The organism is Bacillus sp. LR--39 (genome assembly GCF_053613335.1).
In genome coordinates, this window is the sequence record NZ_JBSIOT010000003.1 from 20,754 (window position 1) to 38,218 (window position 17,465).

Annotated in this window: 16 protein-coding genes; 8 read left to right on the forward strand and 8 right to left on the reverse strand. The window is 46.9% G+C overall.

Features of this window, described 5'->3' with window-relative positions; translation table 11 throughout:
• Window positions 1-2: 2 nt before the first annotated feature.
• Both ACWHAR_RS14990 and ACWHAR_RS14995 read right to left on the reverse strand, forming a co-directional pair.
• The gene (locus tag ACWHAR_RS14990; RefSeq protein WP_032873112.1) at window positions 3-875 is read right to left on the reverse strand and encodes a DMT family transporter; all 873 of its coding nucleotides are present in this window, start codon (window positions 873-875) and stop codon (window positions 3-5) included.
• Between the two features lie 214 nt (window positions 876-1,089).
• Window positions 1,090-1,911, reverse strand: a complete 822-nt coding sequence (locus tag ACWHAR_RS14995; RefSeq protein WP_032873110.1) for a MerR family transcriptional regulator — start codon at window positions 1,909-1,911, stop codon at window positions 1,090-1,092.
• Window positions 1,912-2,032: 121 nt separating this feature from the next.
• Between ACWHAR_RS14995 and ACWHAR_RS15000 the strand changes: the two genes are divergently transcribed.
• Both ACWHAR_RS15000 and ACWHAR_RS15005 read left to right on the forward strand, forming a co-directional pair.
• Window positions 2,033-2,491: a GNAT family N-acetyltransferase gene (locus ACWHAR_RS15000; protein ID WP_032873108.1), complete on the forward strand. Its 459-nt coding sequence runs from the start codon at window positions 2,033-2,035 to the stop codon at window positions 2,489-2,491.
• A gap of 151 nt (window positions 2,492-2,642) precedes the next feature.
• Complete coding sequence (locus tag ACWHAR_RS15005; protein WP_032873106.1) at window positions 2,643-3,386, forward strand: sulfite exporter TauE/SafE family protein; 744 nt, start codon at window positions 2,643-2,645, stop codon at window positions 3,384-3,386.
• A gap of 41 nt (window positions 3,387-3,427) precedes the next feature.
• Here ACWHAR_RS15005 and ACWHAR_RS15010 read toward each other — a convergent pair whose 3' ends face one another.
• Entirely contained in the window at window positions 3,428-4,267 is an 840-nt protein-coding gene (locus tag ACWHAR_RS15010) for a helix-turn-helix transcriptional regulator (RefSeq protein ID WP_032873104.1), read from the reverse strand.
• A 108-nt stretch (window positions 4,268-4,375) separates the two neighbouring features.
• Here ACWHAR_RS15010 and fabF point away from each other — a divergent pair, with 108 nt between their 5' ends.
• Complete coding sequence (fabF, locus tag ACWHAR_RS15015; protein ID WP_032873102.1) at window positions 4,376-5,611, forward strand: beta-ketoacyl-ACP synthase II; 1,236 nt, start codon at window positions 4,376-4,378, stop codon at window positions 5,609-5,611.
• 28 nt (window positions 5,612-5,639) lie between these two features.
• Here the strand turns inward: fabF and ACWHAR_RS15020 are convergent, their stop codons facing one another.
• Window positions 5,640-6,851, reverse strand: a complete 1,212-nt coding sequence (locus tag ACWHAR_RS15020; protein WP_032873100.1) for a Bcr/CflA family efflux MFS transporter — start codon at window positions 6,849-6,851, stop codon at window positions 5,640-5,642.
• 146 nt (window positions 6,852-6,997) lie between these two features.
• Window positions 6,998-8,131: a glycerol dehydrogenase gene (locus tag ACWHAR_RS15025; protein ID WP_014304447.1), complete on the reverse strand. Its 1,134-nt coding sequence runs from the start codon at window positions 8,129-8,131 to the stop codon at window positions 6,998-7,000.
• A 282-nt stretch (window positions 8,132-8,413) separates the two neighbouring features.
• Between ACWHAR_RS15025 and ACWHAR_RS15030 the strand changes: the two genes are divergently transcribed.
• From ACWHAR_RS15030 to ACWHAR_RS15045, 4 genes are all read left to right on the forward strand, one after another.
• Window positions 8,414-9,268, forward strand: coding sequence for a YitT family protein (locus ACWHAR_RS15030; RefSeq protein WP_032873098.1), 855 nt, complete (start codon window positions 8,414-8,416; stop codon window positions 9,266-9,268).
• A 125-nt stretch (window positions 9,269-9,393) separates the two neighbouring features.
• Entirely contained in the window at window positions 9,394-9,921 is a 528-nt protein-coding gene (locus ACWHAR_RS15035) for a GNAT family N-acetyltransferase (RefSeq protein ID WP_032873096.1), read from the forward strand.
• Between the two features lie 276 nt (window positions 9,922-10,197).
• Complete coding sequence (abc-f, locus tag ACWHAR_RS15040; RefSeq protein WP_032873094.1) at window positions 10,198-11,826, forward strand: ribosomal protection-like ABC-F family protein; 1,629 nt, start codon at window positions 10,198-10,200, stop codon at window positions 11,824-11,826.
• Between the two features lie 126 nt (window positions 11,827-11,952).
• Window positions 11,953-12,675, forward strand: coding sequence for a gamma-glutamyl-gamma-aminobutyrate hydrolase family protein (locus ACWHAR_RS15045; protein ID WP_032873092.1), 723 nt, complete (start codon window positions 11,953-11,955; stop codon window positions 12,673-12,675).
• Between the two features lie 33 nt (window positions 12,676-12,708).
• On the opposite strand, the gene ACWHAR_RS15050 is transcribed toward ACWHAR_RS15045, so the two are convergent.
• From ACWHAR_RS15050 to ACWHAR_RS15060, 3 genes are all read right to left on the reverse strand, one after another.
• On the reverse strand, window positions 12,709-14,862 hold the full coding sequence (locus ACWHAR_RS15050) for an MMPL family transporter (RefSeq protein WP_032873090.1): 2,154 nt from the start codon (window positions 14,860-14,862) through the stop codon (window positions 12,709-12,711).
• 98 nt (window positions 14,863-14,960) lie between these two features.
• Window positions 14,961-15,596, reverse strand: a complete 636-nt coding sequence (locus tag ACWHAR_RS15055) for a response regulator transcription factor (protein ID WP_032873088.1) — start codon at window positions 15,594-15,596, stop codon at window positions 14,961-14,963.
• Complete coding sequence (locus tag ACWHAR_RS15060; RefSeq protein ID WP_032873086.1) at window positions 15,589-16,806, reverse strand: sensor histidine kinase; 1,218 nt, start codon at window positions 16,804-16,806, stop codon at window positions 15,589-15,591. The genes ACWHAR_RS15055 and ACWHAR_RS15060 overlap by 8 nt, the downstream gene beginning before the upstream one ends.
• Before the next feature lie 412 nt (window positions 16,807-17,218).
• On the opposite strand from ACWHAR_RS15060, the gene ACWHAR_RS15065 reads away from it, so the two are divergent.
• Window positions 17,219-17,464, forward strand: coding sequence for a hypothetical protein (locus ACWHAR_RS15065; protein WP_032873084.1), 246 nt, complete (start codon window positions 17,219-17,221; stop codon window positions 17,462-17,464).
• Window position 17,465: the final 1 nt, after the last annotated feature.

The window sequence follows — 17,465 nt, forward strand, 5'->3', positions numbered from 1 at the left end:
TTCTATTTTTCTTTCATGACAAGAACGACGCCTGAAACAATAAGAGCCGCTCCGATCCAGAAGGTTCCTCCGATCGTCTCTCCCAGCAGCAGCCAGCCGAGCAATGTTCCGGAAAGCGGCTGAAAGAAGAAAAACAGACCGCCGCTTGCCGCATTCAGCAATTGCAATCCGCGATTCCAAAGCATGAACGCGCAGGCGGTTGAGATCACACCCAAATATAAAAGTCCGCCCCATATCTCAGGCCGGGCAAGCTGAGACAAAGGAATCTCCTGAAGCGGGCCCGCTGTAAACGGGGTCAGGATGACAAATGCGACGCAAATGGAATACGTTGTGACCACAAGCGGTGAGTAATGGCCGGGAACCCGTTTCATCAGCACAGACATCAAAGCCCATGTCAGCGCCGCAGCCAGAAGCGAGAGACCGCCGAGCTGGCTCGACATATCGAGATCTCCGTTCCCCACAATGAGCAATACTCCGATCGTCGCCAGCCCTGTCGATATTCCTTTTTTCAGCGTTAACCGCTCTTTCAACATCAGCCGGGCAAATACAACCATAAATGCGGGAGTGGATGCCGTAATAATCGCACCCATCTGCGCGGTTGATAATTTCGTGCCGATTTCCTGCGTGACGATCGAAATCGTGTTGCCGATCAATCCGATCGCAGCGATCAGTAATAAATCACGTTTATGAACTTTCCAGGATTGGTGTGTAAACAAACTGAGAATCAAAAGCGAAAGAAGCGCCACCGCATATCTCAGCCATACCAGTTCAAGCGGCGGAATGACCGCTACCACAACTTTTACAACGACATACATACCGCCCCAGATACTGGCGGCCAATGCCAAATAAATCGAACCGAACAATGTATTTTTCAATTTGATGCACCCTCCGTTATCATATTAGGTCACGTTATATGCCCTAACGGAGAGAAGCGCAGTCACTTTCCTCCATTAAGGGCGGAGAAGTGCTGCCGGTACATCATGTTCAAATAAGGGCGCTAGAAACATATCGTGTTTCACCTCAATTGCAATCTGATTTTCTCATTATACAAGGTTTGTTAAAAGACGTAAATGAACGGCGGCATCGGCTTTATGGATTGCGGACTTGCAGCTGGATTCTTGTGATCTGATTGTCAAACCCGTCCGCCACAACCTCATCAAGCATATATTCTTCATATGCATAATCGCCCATTTCCAGCCCATACTCTTCAATAAACTGCATGATGCTGCGGTAAGCCGCTTCCGCTTCATCCCCTATTTGGTACCCGACGGCATAAAGCCCTTTCGGCTTGATATGGAGGTCTCTATTCTCGATGCCTTCATCTGTCTTCATATAAAAATGGGTGTAGTTGTAGAATTCTTTTTTCAGAATCTGCTCCCGCGCAAACAGTCCGCCGACCGGATGCCCCTGATCGAGCCCATGTACCCGCATATAGCGGATCAATTCGGAAATGGCGGCAGTATATTGCCGTTCTGGCAAATGGAGTACGGGTCGTCCTATCATAAGTGTCTCTTCATCTAATCGCTGCAATGAGACGGAGGAAAAGTCTGTCTCCAAGGCTTGTTCGGTCAGCTTCACCTTTGTCTGAATCATCCCTTGCAGGTGCTCCAGCTTTTTGATTTTGCTTTCGATTTCTGAAGATCTCTCTTTTAAAAGCGTGATGATACCCTCAGGGGTTTTGTCTGTTAAGAGCGGTTTGATCTGCTTCAAGGGCACGCCGGCCTCCTTAAACAGACCGATGACCTGGAACAGTTCGAATTGATGATAGGAATAGTATCTGTATCCATTCGCTTTTTTGATTTCCGGAGAAAGCAGGCCGATCTCGTCATAATGGAACAGGGTTTGTTTTTTTACGTGGCACAGTTTTGCAAATTCACCCGTTGTGAAGTATTTTCTGACGTCTTCGCTCATAATGCCTCCTTGACTATACGGTAACCATATCCTTTATGATGATCAGAGAAGGCTGATTCACAAATGGCTTACGCACTGCAAGCTTTACCGTCTCAAAAAAAGCGGAAGAGGAGTATCAAGTATGACGATTGAAATCAGAGCAGTCACGGAAAAAAACCGTGCCGATATACTGGCGCTTCATGTAAGGGAAAGCCAGACTTCATTTATTGAAACCGCGGAAGAGTGCTTACAAGATGCTGAGGATTGCCGGCATTATCAGCCGGCCGGTCTTTATGTTAACGGGGAATTGGTCGGCTTTTCCATGTACGGATGGTTTCCGGAATATGATGAGGAAAATGAAAACGGCAGAGTGTGGCTTGATCGTTTTTTTATTGATGAACGCTATCAGGGACGGGGATTGGGCAAGCTGTTGCTTGATGCCCTTATCCGCCATCTCGTTCGAATATATGATTGCAGACGGATTTATTTAAGCCTGTTTGAAGATAACGTGCACGCATTGCGGCTTTATCAAAAATTCGGCTTCTTATTCAATGGAGAGCTGGACTCAAACGGGGAAAAAGTGATGGTGAAAGAGCTGTAAACCCTCTGTATAAAAGCGATTCGGCTTCTTGCCAATACATTAAATTTGAGGTAACATAAAGATATTAGACGACGGTCGACGGTCGATTGTTAAAAGCCTGATACAGCGGAGCGGAACATGGTGATCAGGCATCTAAATGGAGGAGAAGATTGTGTTTATTATACTCGTTATGTTTCTTCTCGGGATTATTCTCGGGTTTATCGGCGCCGGGGGAGCCGGTTTTGTCATTGCACTTTTAACTATACTGTTTCACGTACCGATTCATACGGCGTTGGGCACCTCCCTTGCCGGAATGGCTTTCACAAGTTTATCTGGGGCTTTCAGCCACTACCGTGAAGGCAATATTCAGATGAAAATCGGTCTCATCGTCGGCGTTTTTGCGGCATTCGGTTCGTTTTTCGGGGCAAGGCTTACTTCCCTTATCCCCGCAGATTTGCTGCATTACTTGACGGCGGGCATGCTGTTTTTATCTGCTCTGCTTATTTTAGTCCGGTTATTTATTGTAAAAGAAACACAAGAAGATTCCGGACGGCAAAGCAATCTGAACATATGGGTGAAAGCCGTTGTACTCGGTGTCATCGCAGGAATCTTGTCCGGAACATTCGGGATCGGTTCTGCCCCTTTTATTCAAATCGGCTTAATGATTCTTTTGCGCTTATCCATCCGCCAGTCGGTCGGCACCACCATGCTTGTCATTATTCCGCTTGCGGTCGGCGGAGGACTCGGTTATGTGACGGAAGGATTTGTCGATTATATGCTGTTGGTCAAAGTGCTGATCGGAACGATGTGCGGCGCATATGTCGGCGCGAAATTCACCAACCTCGTGCCGAAAGTCATTCTGAAATCAGCCATTTTTTTAACACCGGCCATCGCCGGTCTCATGCTTTTATTTTAAACTGAAACGGGAGGCAGCCGCCTCCCGTTTTTTTCTGTTCTTCACCTGTTTTCGAAGAGCTTTTTCAGCTTTGCTTCCGTTTCGGTATGATCTACCGGCGTATACACACTGCAGCGCAGATCACTGTTGCCCTGAACCTGAAATGAAGTCAGGTTAAAGACCATTTTTCCCGCCTTCGCGTGGCGGAACTCAATTAATACTTCGGGTGCCGAGCTGACTTCGCTCTCATTCCACAGCGTATGAAATTCCGAATACGTTTTCTCCATTTCTTCTATAAACTGAGAATACCACGTATCAGCTACATACTGGCCGTAATACGTTCTGAAAATGGCGATGAATCCTTTCACAAAGTGCTCCCAGTTCACGGCTAAACTTCTTAATTCTTTTCTGGAAAACAATAGCTCTATGAGATTCCGCTTTTCAAGAGGAATTTGTTCAAAATCTAAAAACACGTGAGCCGCGGCCTGGTTCCATCCCACGATATGACACCGCCTGTCCGAGATAATGGTGGGGCAATAACGGAGCTCCTGCAGGATTTTTGAAAGCGACGGGCTGATAACCGCTTCTTCCTCCGCGGTAAACGGCTGCTTCACGCCCTCCTCAATGGCAAGCGCGTATAAATAATTTCTCTCATCTTTGTTGAGCTGCAGGGCATCGGAAACGGCGTCCAATACGGCTGCGGACACTTTAATGTCTCTGCCCTGCTCCAGCCACGTATACCACGTGGTGCTTACGCCGGCTAATTGCGCGACCTCTTCTCTTCGGAGTCCGGGCGTTCTTCTCCGTGTGCCCATCGGCAGCCCGGCCATCTGCGGAGAAATTTTGGCCCGCTGCGTTTTTAAAAACTCTGAGAGCGCCTGCAATCTTCCTTCTGGTATCATACCGAATCTCTCCTCTCTTACCCTGGTATTCATTATACTAGGATAATCTACAACTTGTAATAGGATAATTGCGAGTTACAATAAATACATACCGAAGGAGGAATGACCATGAAAAGAGTTGTGATCACCGGAATGGGAGTGATTTCACCTCTCGGCAATGATGTGCATACATTTTGGAAACACCTGACGGAAGGAAAATCGGGAATCTCTTTCATCGATTCGTTTGATGTCTCCGGCTCAAAGACAAAAATAGCCGGTACCGTCCGTGATTTTGACGCAGAAGAAAGATGGGGCAGAAAAGAAGCGAGACGGCTTGACCGTTTCAGCCAGTTTGCTCTAGCGGCAGCGGAACAGGCGCTTGAAAGCTCCGGGATTCAGCTCGATCAGATTGACCGTGAACGCCTCGGCGTGTACGTCGGCTCGGGAATCGGCGGCATCACGACTTTGATTGAGAACGTTCATACTTTAAATGAACGGGGAGCGCGAAAAGTGAGCCCGAGCCTTGTCGCCATGATGATCTCAAACGCGGCCGCCGCTCAAATCAGCATCAGATTAGGCGCGCTCGGCCCCTCACTTTCTCCCGTCACCGCGTGTTCCATCGGCAATACGTCGATCGGGGAAGCATTCAACGCCATTCGGAATGATGACGCAGATATCATGTTTGCCGGGGGAGCGGAAGCGGCGATTACGAATTTGTCATTAGCCAGCTTCGGCAATGCCCACGCGCTGTCAGCGAGAAACGAAGACCCCGCCGCGGCAAGCCGGCCGTTTGACGCGGATCGCGATGGGTTTGTCATGAGTGAAGGCGCGGGCATCTTAGTATTGGAATCATTGGATAGCGCAATCGGCAGAAATGCCCCGATCCTTTGTGAGGTGCTCGGCTATGGCGCGAGCTCTGACGCCTATCATATGGTGGCCTCCCATCCGGAAGGAACGGGCGCATACCTGGCGATGAAAAACGCTTTGAAAAAGGCGAACGTTTCAGCGGAAGACATTGATGTCGTAAGCGCTCATGCGACAAGCACAAAAGCCGGAGATCTTTCTGAAACGTTGGCCATCAAGACATTATTCGGGGAGCTTGCCTATGACATTCCGGTCACGGCCAACAAATCAATGCTCGGCCACATGCTTGGCGCGGCAGGCGGCGTTGAAGCCATCGCTCTGACAGAAAGCTTGAGACACGGCATCATTCCGCCGACGATCAATCTGCAGCGCCCTGATTCGGCATGTGATTTGGACTATGTAGCAGACGGGCCCCGCCAGCAATCGTTAACGATCGGCCTTTCCAACTCATTCGGCTTTGGCGGACATAATTCGGCGATCGTGCTGAAGAAATATGAATAGCGGGCATCAAAAAAAGGAGTGAATCATTTCACTCCTTTTTTGCTTTCTCCGGTTTTGTTGTTAAGGCGAAAAAAGCGATGGAACCGATAACGGATGTCGTGAACATAATTGCCCCCATCGGCACGGCCGTCGCTTCATTCATCCCCACAAGCGGCGACACGATGGAACCGAGAAGAAGCGGAAGCATGCCGAGCAGTGCGCTTGCGCTTCCCGCGCGGTGTCCCTGCTTTTCCATCGCCAATGTAAAGGTGCTTGTCAGCGTCATGCCGATCGTAATCATATAAATAAAAATTGAAATCACCAGTGCCGCAAGCGGCCCGTGAATGCTCGTCATGACGAGCAGAACGGCAGTCGCCGCCATCGCTGTAATCACGCCGATTCTCAGCAGGCTTTTTTCGTGAATGATCCCGCCGAAACGCCCGATGATAAAGCTTCCGGTAATGATCGCCAGACCGTTTATGCCGAATAAAACACTGAATACCTGAGGCGATACTCCGTAAATATCCTGATACACGAAAGGCGTTCCGGAGACATACGCAAAGCTCCCGCCGTGAATAAAACCGACCGTCAGCGCATAGCCGATAAATGACCGATCCTTCAGCAGGCTTCCCATTGTCCGCACGGAATTTCCGATGGAGCTCGGAATCCGCTTTTCCGGCGGCAGGGTTTCTGTCAGCTTGAGCGCAATGATGAACACAAGCAAAAAACCGATAAACGTTAAAAAGAGAAAAATCGTATGCCATGATGCAAACGGAAGCAGTAAAATCGCGCCTCCCGTCATCGGCGCCACCATCGGCGCTACGGCGGTAATGACCATCAGCAGCGAGAAAAATTTAGAAAGCTCTCTTCCCGTAAACACATCTCTGACGATTGCACGGGATAAAACGAGTCCTGCCGAAGCGGTGAATCCTTGAAGAAAACGGGCAATCACTAATGTTACAATGTTCGGTGCAAGCGCGCAAAACAGAGAAAACAACGCAAATAAAAAAATACATAGTAATAACGGTTTTCTTCTTCCCTTCGCGTCACTTAACGGGCCGACAACAACCTGTCCGATTGTCAGTCCGATCAGACAAGCGGTTAAACTGAGTTGGACAAGCGATGCGCGGGCGCTTAAATCTTCAGCGATTTCAGGGAAACTCGGCAGATACATATCTATATTGAGCGGCCCCAGTATCGCAAGCATTCCGAGAAGAAAAGCCAGCGCAAGCCGCTCCTTACCGGTCGGATTATGCAGCATATCGTTCCCACCTTTCCTTTGTCAATCTCTCAAAACATTTGTATATTGTATCATAATTTTTTCTTTATTTTTAAAAGTTTTCAAAGGGCATAAAAAAAACCAAGAGCTGTAACAGCCCTTGGTTCCGGGTCACGCGGTAAAAGGTTTTACGCGTGTTTTTCTTTAAATGCTTTTGCGTATTGATCAGCCGCTATAATGGCATCCGCCACGTCGTCAGCCGTCACGTCAAAAGCGGCATGAATTGTTTCTTCTTCAATCGTCGCGGCTTCTGCCACTTTCATAATGTCCTCTTTAGATGCGTCTTTCAATTTGATGTCTTCAAGTGTGACAGGCAGCCCCAAGCTGATATAAAACGCGATATACCGCTCAATTTCCTCAAGCGAGCGTTTTTCCAGCGCCAATTGAACGAGCGTGCCGAATGCCACTTTTTCACCGTGGGTCAAGTGATGGATTTCACCTTCAAGCGCGGTAAATCCGTTATGAATGGCATGCGCCGCAGCTAAGCCGCCGCTTTCAAATCCCAGTCCGCTCAGAAGTGTATTGGCTTCAACCACCGCTTCCAATGCGGGCGTAACGGCTTTCGCTTTCACAGACTCATAAGCGAGACGGCCGTATTTGAATAATACCGCTTCACATTTTTCCGCGATAGCCTCTCCGGCGATTGTCGGAATTCCGCCCGCCATCGTTTTACCGCCATTGGCGATGACACTGCGCGCCTCTATCCACGTCGCCATCGCATCGGCAATCCCTGATGCTAAAAAGCGCGGCGGAGCTTCCGCGACGATTTTCGTATCGACCAGAACCAGGTCAGGATTCTTATGATAGAAACGATAGTTTTCGAACGCGCCTTGTTCAGAATACACGACAGACAGCCCGCTTGTCGGAGCATCCGTTGAAGCGGCCGTCGGCACGATAACGGTATAGCCGTTTATTTCATCTGATACGGCTTTGGCCGTATCAAGCGTTTTACCGCCGCCGACTCCGATGACAATAGTCGCGCCTGCTTTTTCTGCGATGCCGGCAATTCTTTTCATTTCTTCCTGGGAGGCTTCGCCGTTGAAAACCGCCTCTTCAGAAGAAATATTGCTTTTCTTTAATTCAGCCGTCACCTTGTGGCCCGCGATATCCCATACGGTTTTGTCCGCGATGACGACGGCTTTTTCACCAACGCCCTCCAGATGTCCGCCGATCGTTTCAATTGCGTTTTTTCCCTGCACGTATTTGGCCGGACTGATAAAAATTCGTTCCAATGTCATCATCCCTTCTTCGTTGTCTCTCATTACATTTCTCTTATTGATAGAGCAGAAATGAAAACTCTTCTGATATAATTCCTCGTTTCAACTTGATTTAAACCTCATATACACTGCAGAAAAATCAATTTTCACGGCATTGACAAGATGTGAAGGTGTCTATATAATCTTCGATATTGAAGCTGATCATTCTTTACTGAATGAACAAACGAGATTGTGAATGATTCGTCTTAAAAATTATTTAGTTCTTCTGGATAATTTTTGAGGCGTTTTTGTTTTTTATATATTTTTGACTGCGGAGGAGGTTTGCACATGAAGAACATTTGCAAGGATATACTGATGATTATGGCCGGAGCCTTTCTTATCGCGGCGTCCGTGGAATTTTTCGTCATCCCGAATCATTTAGGGGACGGCAGCACCGTGGGAATCGCTCTCGTGTTATATTATCTTTTTCATATACCTGCAAGTATTACGACTCTGGTTGTAAATTTGATTTTTATCGGGCTGGCTTATAAATTTTTAACGAAAAAAACGATTTTATACACGATACTCGGGACGGGAATGACTTCTGTTTTTCTCAGCATCGTCAGCTTTATTCCGTTCGGCGTGCACGACATGGTGCTCGGGATTGTATTCGGCGCTCTGCTGATGGGAGCGGGGCTGGCATTGATCTTTATCGCTGACGGATCTACCGGCGGAACCACGCTTTTGGCGTATTTATTAAATTACACAAAGGGCTTTAACATCTCGAAAAGCATGTTTTACATGGATTGTGTCATCATTTTCGCATCCGTTTTAGCGATCGGCCTCAATCATATGCTGTATACGTTTATCTTCGTTTATCTATGCGCCAAAATCGTCGATATTGTCATTGAGGGTTTCCATAATAAAAAAGCCCTCACCATTATGTCTGACCAATACGAAGAAATCGCCAAAGCCATCACCTCCGAGTACGGCAACGCGGCGACGATTTTTTACGGATACGGGTATTACGGCAGCAAAGACAAGCGCATTATCTATGTCGTCATTAAAAAGAACGAATTGCTGAAAATCAAAAAACATGTTCAAAAAATTGATCCGAAATCATTTATCGTTATTCATGAAGTAAAAGAAGCTGTCGGAGGGCAATTCGGGTTTACAAACCTGCCCGCCGCAAATGAAAAATAACCGCCTGCAGTGTATAGCTGCAGGCTTTTTTTATTCGGCTCTTCCCCGCTCAAAGGTTTTTACACCTTTCAATCGAAGTAGTAGAAGTAGTAAATGAAACCTTTTTTGATGGAGGAACATAAAAAATGAATATCAAAACTGACAGGCTCGTCATTCGCACATTTGAACCGGAAGATTGGCAGGATGTCTATGCGTACACCTCAAATCCGAATGTCATGAAATATATACCAGAGGGTGTCTTTACCGAAGATGATGCCAGGAAATTCGTTACTGAAAACAGGGGTGAACATGCCGGGAAGTTTCCCGTTTTATTGAAGGATGAGGAAACGGTCATTGGCCACATTGTTTTTTTTCAGTATTTTGGCGATCATACGTATGAAATCGGCTGGGTGTTTCACCCGGAATACCAGGGCAAAGGATATGCTTCAGAGGCGGCGCGCGCCGTGCTGGCATTCGGGTTTAACAAGATGAAATTACATCGGATCATTGCGACATGTCAGCCGGAAAACACGGCTTCGCACCGGGTGATGGAAAAGATCGGGATGAGACGGGAAGGCTTTTTTAAAAAATGCATCCCCCATGATAATGAATGGTGGGATGAATATTATTATGCCGTTTTAGAAGAAGAGTGGGAAGTCTCCAATCTGGAATAAAAAGGCTTATACCCTTTGCTTTTACAGATAAGTGTGTGCTACACTGTTCGTAACAAATACGAAGGGATGATGGGTGGACAATGATTAACTAATCTTATTTTGACCGTTTGAAATCAAATATTTCAAATCAGAAAAAATAGGATTAGTCTGCCCATTTTCTATACGATACGAAAGCTATGTAAAAATAGCTTATTTGATCATGCACAGGTACGGCTAATCCTTCCAAATCAATTGGGAGGATTTTTTTGTCCTCCCTTAAAAGCGAGGGATTGACATATGAAAGAAATGTTAAAGTTAAGCGGCATCAGTTATGAAATCAACAGCGTTCCCCTTTTTGAACAGATCAGCGCGAGCGTTCAGCAAGGTGACATCATCGGCGTTATCGGCAAAAACGGCGCCGGCAAATCGTTATTGCTGCAATTGATCTGCAATCAAAAAGCGCCGTCACAAGGACAGATCCAGATGATGCAAGATGTGAACATATATATGGTGGAACAAGAAACGGAAGCTTATGATTCCGGCCATCCGGAGCCTGCGGAGGCAGCCTTGTTAGAAAAGTGGAACGTGCCCGCACGCGCCTTTTCGCAATTAAGCGGCGGAGAAAAATTGAAAGCCCGTCTTGCCAAAGGTTTCTCCTCCTCAAGCAGCCTTTTGTTATTAGATGAGCCGACGAACCACCTCGATCAGCACAGTTTAGAAATACTGCTAAATCAGATCAAGAATTACAAAGGCACCATTATTTTCGTTTCGCATGATCGTGCTTTTATAGATGCAGCGGCGACAAAAATCTGGGCCATCGAAGGAAAGAAACTCATTGAGCATAAAGGGAATTATTCAAGCTATATGGAGGTCCGCAAACAGAGAAGGCTGACACAGCAGCGGGAATATGAGAATCAGCAGCATATGATCAGACGGATTGAAGCTCAAATGAACGAGCTGAGCGCCTGGTCAAAAAAAGCCCATGCCCAATCAACGAAAATAGAAGGATTTAAAGAATACCATCGCGTAAAAGCAAAACGCACGGACGCCCAGATTAAATCAAAGCAGAAGCGTCTTGAAAAAGAGCTTGAAAAAGCGAAAGCAGAACCGGTTGAAGCGGAGTATGAAGTCCGTTTTTCCATTGAGCATCGCAAAAAAGCGGGAAAGCGTTTTTTAGAAGTAAGTGATGTCACAAAGTCATATGACGGCCGAACGCTTTTCAAAAATGTGAATTTCACTGTGATGCACGGTGAAAAGATCGCGATTACAGGCCCGAACGGCAGCGGGAAAACAACATTATTGAAGGTCATCCTCGGTCAGGAAAAAGCGCAGGGCGGCATATGGATTTCTCCGTCTGCAAACGTGGGATATTTAACCCAGGAAGTATTCGACCTTCCGCTTGATAAAACCCCCGAACAGCTTTTTTACAAAGAAACGTTCGAAGCAAGGGGAAATGTTCAATCCCTCATGAAGCATTTAGGATTTACCGCAGCGCAATGGACGGAACCCATCGGCAAGATGAGCATGGGAGAGCGGGTCAAATGCAAACTGATGGCGTTTATTCTGGAAGAGAAAGATGTGCTGATTCTGGATGAGCCGACAAACCACCTTGATCTGCCGTCACGCGAGCAGCTTGAAGACACTTTGGCCCGATACGACGGAACGCTCATCATCGTATCTCATGATCGTTACTTTGTCGAAAAAACGACGGACATCCGGCTTGATATCTCAAACGGCAGCGTCCGAAAACAATGGAAAGAATCTCCCTCCGTCAGGGACGATGCTGAAGAACTGCGATTAAAGCTTGAAACCGAACGGCAGGAAGTCCTCGGAAAACTCAGCTTCATGACTCCGGCTGATAAACAATATCGTGAGCTTGATCAAAAATTCAAAGAGCTGACGGAAGAAATCAAGAAATTGAAATGAATGTAAAAACCCGTGATTGTCACGGGTTTTGTTTTGGAAAGCTCACGTATCATGAAGAATAATTTCAAACTGATTTGTACAACCTACGTTCAGATTTATTATGAGCATAGTTCAGGGGGACGAAGAATGGCCAAACGCATCGGAATTACGGGAAACATTATGGCTGATCAATCCGGTCCTTTCCCGGGTTATAATCGGGCATATGTCAATAATGATTATATTCAGTCTGTTTCTGAGGCCGGCGGTGTGCCGTTTATATTGCCGGTGATTCAAGAGACGGCGCTTTTAAAGGAACAGGTCTCTCATGTTGACGGGATCATTCTGTCCGGCGGTCAGGATATAGACCCGCTGTTTTACGGCGAAGAACCTTTACAGGCTTTAAGAAAGACCTTTCCTGATCGGGACGCCTACGAGAAGGAGCTGATTCTCACGGCGGTTGCATTAGAGAAGCCGATTCTGGCAATCTGCCGGGGGATGCATATGTTAAATGTCACTTACGGGGGAACTTTATATCAGGATCTGACACACGCTTCATTTGCTGAAATCAAGCACGATCAAGAAAAAGATCCGCCGTTAAAAACCCATCATGTTTCTTTTGAAAAAGGGACACGTCTCCATTCTTTGTTTGGCGATTCTGCGCGGGTGAATTCATTCCATCACCAGATCATAAAAGAGACGGCGCCTTCGTTTAAAGCCGCGGCTTATGCGAAAGACGGGGCCATTGAAGCGATTGAACGGACGGGTGAATTATTTGTCGTCGGCGTGCAATGGCATCCCGAAATGCTGACAAAAAAACATGAGGACATGAAAAAGCTTTTTTCTCTTTTCATGGATGCGGTCAGCACATAAAAAAAGCAGATCAAAACGATCTGCTTTTTCATTTTATTCTTCCGGTTTCTCCGGTGTTTTGCCTTGTGTCAGCTTATGGCCTTCGATATCCACGTTCGGAATGATTTTATCCAGCCACCTCGGCAAGTACCAGGCCGCATGTCCCATCAGCTTCATGACACTCGGAATGATGGTCATTCTTACAATGAACGCATCGAAAAGAACACCGAAGGTCATTGCTAATCCCATGGATTTGATCATAGAGTCCCCAGCGAAGACAAATCCCGCGAAGACGAAAATCATGATCAGCCCCGCCGCTGTTACGACAGGCCCGCTATGCTTCAATCCGGCATGGATGGCTTGTACCGGATTTTTTGTTTTGACATATTCTTCTCTCATTCTGCTGACAAGGAATACTTGATAATCCATCGCCAGTCCGAAAAGAATACCGATTGCTAAAATAGGCAGGAAGGCAAGAATCGGGCCTTTTTCCGGAATGCTCAGCAAGCCGGTGAAATTCCCATCCTGCAGGACGAATACCGATAACCCGAGTGTTGCGGTCATTGTCAGCAAAAAGCCAAGAACGGCCGCAAGCGGCACGAGAAGAGAACGGAAAACGACGGTCAGCAATACAAATGCAAACCCGACAATAAGAATGGCGAATTCCGGAATGGCATCGTTTAACCGATCTGAAATATCAATGTTCACCGCGGTTGACCCGGTGACGAGCAGACGGATGCCGTTTTTGTCTGACAGTTTCCGTATATCCTGCACTAACTCTTTCGTTGCCGTATCGTTCGGCCCGGTTTCAGGCACTGCCGTAATGATGGCATAGTCCCCTTTTTCGTTCGGCATGGCAGGGGTGACGCTCGCCACATTATGCAAGTCCTTCATTTCTTTCACGGCGTCTTGGAATGCTTCATTTTTATTGCCCTTAACATCTTTTGCATCGGCAACAATTGTCAGCTTGCCGTTAAAGCCTTCGCCGAATCCTTTAGACAACAGATCATAGGCGCGGCGATCCGGGCTGTCTTTCGCTTTCATTCCCGCATCAGGCAGCCCCAGCTCTAAATGCATGGCCGGCAGACTGATGACGGCTAAAAGAATAATGCTGAAAATGCTTAACAGAATAGGCCTCTTTGTAACAAAGCGCCCCCAGGCATTCGTGTCGGCGCTTTTCTTTTCTTTCTTCTTATTTGATGTCGGAATCATCCGTTTTTCTGCGACCGATAACACTGCGGGCACCAGCGTTACTGATGCCAATACAGCCATCAGCACACTGAGTGCCGCTGTCAACCCCATCGCAGACATGAACGGAATGCCGACAACGGTCAATCCGCAAAGCGCGACGATCACGGTCAGTCCCGCAAAAACGACGGCGCTGCCTGCCGTTCCCGCGGCTTTAGCGATCGATTCATTTTTTTGTACACCTTCGCCCAAAAACTGACGATGCTTCGTAAAGATAAACAGCGCATAATCAATCCCGACGGCCAGGCCGATCATTCCGGATAATGAGAGACTGACCGAGGCTATCGTAAAGAACTGTGTCCCGATTAACGTCAGCGCGACGCTTACGCCTAATCCGATCAGGGCCGTGACAATCGGCAGCCCCGCTATGACTAATGAACCAAACGTAATAGCCAGTACGACGAATGCCAGCACAACGCCGATAATTTCTGATACACCGCCGACTTCAACACCGGCCCCCGGCACATCACCGCTGAGCTCCGTCTGCAGGCCCTTGTCTCCTGCGGCAGACAGACTGTGTTTGATATGTGAAACAGACGCGGCCGAAATGTCATCCGCCGCTTTTTTATACGTAATATCGGCATATGCCACTGATCCGTCTTTAGAAATGGTTCCTGTCTCAAAAGGACTTGCAATCGAAGCGACTGAATGATCTGTTTTGATCTTCTTTAATGTCTCTTCGATCGCTTGTTTTTCTGATTTTGACGTCAGTTTTTTCCCATCTTCAGCACCGAAAATAACCCGTATGCTTCCTTTATCGGGACCCTTTGAAAATTCTTTTTGAATCATATCCATTGCCTTTTCAGAAGGTGTGTCAGGTATTGACATATCATCAGAAAAAGCAGGTTTTAACGAGATGGCGATCACAACCGAAGCGATCAGTATCACGAGCCACGCACTGATCATTTTTAATCGGTTGCGGGCAGACCATCCCCCTAATTTATATAAAAATCCAGACATCGAATACTCCTCTCCAATCATTACTTTCTGCCTAATTGTAGTTCACATTCACATAAAAAAAACGTACATAGGGGCATGTACGTTTGGGCAGTTTTTCATTATATATTCAGTTTCAGAATGCCTTTTTGCATGGCAATGGTGACGGCTTCCGTCCGCGAATCAGCGCCTAATTTGTTATAAATCGATGTTAATCTCGCTTTTACCGTCCGCTCTGAGATTCCTAAATCGAAGGCGATCGCTTTGCTTTTATGTCCTTTCGCAACGGCTTCTAGAACTATGATTTCCTTTTCCGTCAGCTGTGTTTCATTGGCATTTGCCCGTTCCATTTTCATTTCCCGGAAACGGCGCAAGATGTCCGGCTGCAGAAGCACTTCTCCCCTGACCGCCGCATCCATCGTATGAAATAAGGTTTCTGAGCTTGTGTCTTTCAGCAGATAACCGTTTGCGCCTGATTCGATGCCTTCTATCATCAGATGATCTTCATTATAGGTCGTCAGAATAATGATCGGCACATCAGAATGCTCTTTTATCTGTTTAATGGCTTCCAGCCCGCTCATTTCCGGCATGTACAGATCCATGAGAATGACATCGGGCTTTAGTTCCTCTGCGAGGCGGACGGCGGTTTTCCCGTTTTCCGCCTCTCCCGTTATGGTGTAATGTTCATTTGTTTCTATCAAAAGCTTCAGACCTTCTCTGACGACAAGATGGTCATCTGCTATTAACACTTTATACATGTTCTGCCTCTCCTTGAATTGGTATGATGATCTCAATTTGAGTCCCCGCTGATCTGGCGCTTGTTATACGGAAAATGCCGTTCATCATATTGACGCGTTCTTGTATCCCAAGCAGCCCGTAATGTCCGCTTTTTCTCATTTCTGTTCCGGCATCAAAGCCTTTCCCGTCATCTTTGACGGTTATGCGGACCTGTCCCTCTTCTTCCTGAACGGATACCCAGACATTCTTTGCTTCTGCATGCTTGGCGGCGTTTGTCAGGCCTTCTCCGATCATGTAATGGCAATTCTCCGCCGTATGAACGTCAAGCACATGATGCACGCTGTACTCTAAAAAACAAGACAGCCCGGAGGCTTCTGTAAAATGGTTGATTTGTTCAGTGATGCTTTCTTTTAAGAACCCGATCTCTTCTGATTTGCTGCGAAGGTTGTCAATGGCCGAGCGCGCATCAGCCAATGTGCCCTTCACTCTGTCCATTGACTGGCTGATGATGTCTTTCGCTCTGTCAGTGTTATCTTTCGAAAGATGAACTTGCACCGCTTCAAGCTGCATATGCAAGCTGACCAGCCCTTGTGCAAGCGTATCGTGCAAGTCTCTCGCCATCCGCTGCCTTTCGTTTTGAAGCGTCAGCTGTTTCACTTGCCGGTGAGCGAGCTCTAATTTTTCAAGCGTCACCTGTGTTTTTATTTTTTCATCAACTTGCGCGAAAAATGTTGCCGCATACGTGATAATCACGATCATGATGGGAGCGGCGATAACGATGAAACGCAGCAGATGATGCGGATGCTCCTGGTGCAGGGCTGCTATGGACATTAAAATGAAAAGATAGAGTATGAGCAGCGTTTTTCCCTTATCCGCCATTCCGATAATCTGCCCGATTAAAAAGGCATAGAGACCGACGACTACCGCGATATAACCGCCGGCCATCAAGTTAGCCGATGTATATATGATAAATCCCTGTATGATGAAATAAAGAAACGTTTTTTTCTTGACCCAGCGATGGGAATGCCAATGCAGCACGGTAAAAATGACGATCAATATCGTGAATAACAGCAGCAAAAAAACCGTCCAGCTTTCATAAATGTACTGCAAAGAGACTGATGCGGCATATACCATAAAAATAAACGCCAGACCGGGCACCCGAAGCGCAAGCATATGCAATGAGCGTCTGTCACGGGAGACATAGTCTTCTTGATGTTTTGTACCAAACAATCTCTGTTCACTTCCTTTTAGCCGACCGGCCTCACGAGGTTTTATTCTATTTGTCATCATACCATAAGTGCCTGCTTCTCACCTTCCCCTTCTGTTCCTGCATGACGGGTGAAAGAAAAAACAGCCTGCGGGATTGTGCGCAAGCTGCTTTTGTTCATATCTTTTTTATGACCTTTTCCGGGTTTCAGCGGTCTCGTCTCCCGCGCGGCAAAACCGCCCGCGCATCAGAAAAACGTTCATGACACCAACAGCCATTCCATGTGAACAAGAGGAAGCGATTGTGCTTCCTCCTTTTTTGATGCACCGTCAGGCTTTTTCTCCGCTTTTCTGATAAACAAAATTTGTAAGACTAGACCTCTTTTCTCAGGGGAAATTAACTACGTATTTCTACAAAGGGAGGTTTCAGACGATTATGGATAAGCGTGAATTAGCGGCTCACGAGTCGTTGGACTTACATGAAATCATTAACTTCAAGACGCTTTGTGTCGCGAAATCCAAGCTCATGCAAGGGCTTGTGTTTGATCAGGATCTGAAAACGTTAATGGAGAAAGATGTTCAGCAAGCCTCGCAAGACCTGGCTGATCTGCAGGCGGTTTATGAACGGGCATCTTTTCAGGCTCCTGTTCCTCAAAACCGGCCGACTTCGATCATCAATTGAA

Bases quoted from the DNA above. Each gene is read 5' to 3' on its own strand.
- fabF (WP_032873102.1), top strand. From the start codon at position 4,376: ATGAAAAGAGTTGTGATCACCGGAATGGGAGTGATTTCACCTCTCGGC.
- ACWHAR_RS15000 (WP_032873108.1), top strand. From the start codon at position 2,033: ATGACGATTGAAATCAGAGCAGTCACGGAAAAAAACCGTGCCGATATA.
- ACWHAR_RS15055 (WP_032873088.1), bottom strand. From the start codon at position 15,596: ATGTATAAAGTGTTAATAGCAGATGACCATCTTGTCGTCAGAGAAGGT.
- ACWHAR_RS15050 (WP_032873090.1), bottom strand. From the start codon at position 14,862: ATGTCTGGATTTTTATATAAATTAGGGGGATGGTCTGCCCGCAACCGA.
- ACWHAR_RS15035 (WP_032873096.1), top strand. From the start codon at position 9,394: ATGAATATCAAAACTGACAGGCTCGTCATTCGCACATTTGAACCGGAA.
- ACWHAR_RS15030 (WP_032873098.1), top strand. From the start codon at position 8,414: ATGAAGAACATTTGCAAGGATATACTGATGATTATGGCCGGAGCCTTT.
- abc-f (WP_032873094.1), top strand. From the start codon at position 10,198: ATGAAAGAAATGTTAAAGTTAAGCGGCATCAGTTATGAAATCAACAGC.
- ACWHAR_RS15020 (WP_032873100.1), bottom strand. From the start codon at position 6,851: ATGCTGCATAATCCGACCGGTAAGGAGCGGCTTGCGCTGGCTTTTCTT.
- ACWHAR_RS15065 (WP_032873084.1), top strand. From the start codon at position 17,219: ATGGATAAGCGTGAATTAGCGGCTCACGAGTCGTTGGACTTACATGAA.
- ACWHAR_RS15025 (WP_014304447.1), bottom strand. From the start codon at position 8,131: ATGAGAGACAACGAAGAAGGGATGATGACATTGGAACGAATTTTTATC.
- ACWHAR_RS15045 (WP_032873092.1), top strand. From the start codon at position 11,953: ATGGCCAAACGCATCGGAATTACGGGAAACATTATGGCTGATCAATCC.
- ACWHAR_RS14995 (WP_032873110.1), bottom strand. From the start codon at position 1,911: ATGAGCGAAGACGTCAGAAAATACTTCACAACGGGTGAATTTGCAAAA.
- ACWHAR_RS15010 (WP_032873104.1), bottom strand. From the start codon at position 4,267: ATGATACCAGAAGGAAGATTGCAGGCGCTCTCAGAGTTTTTAAAAACG.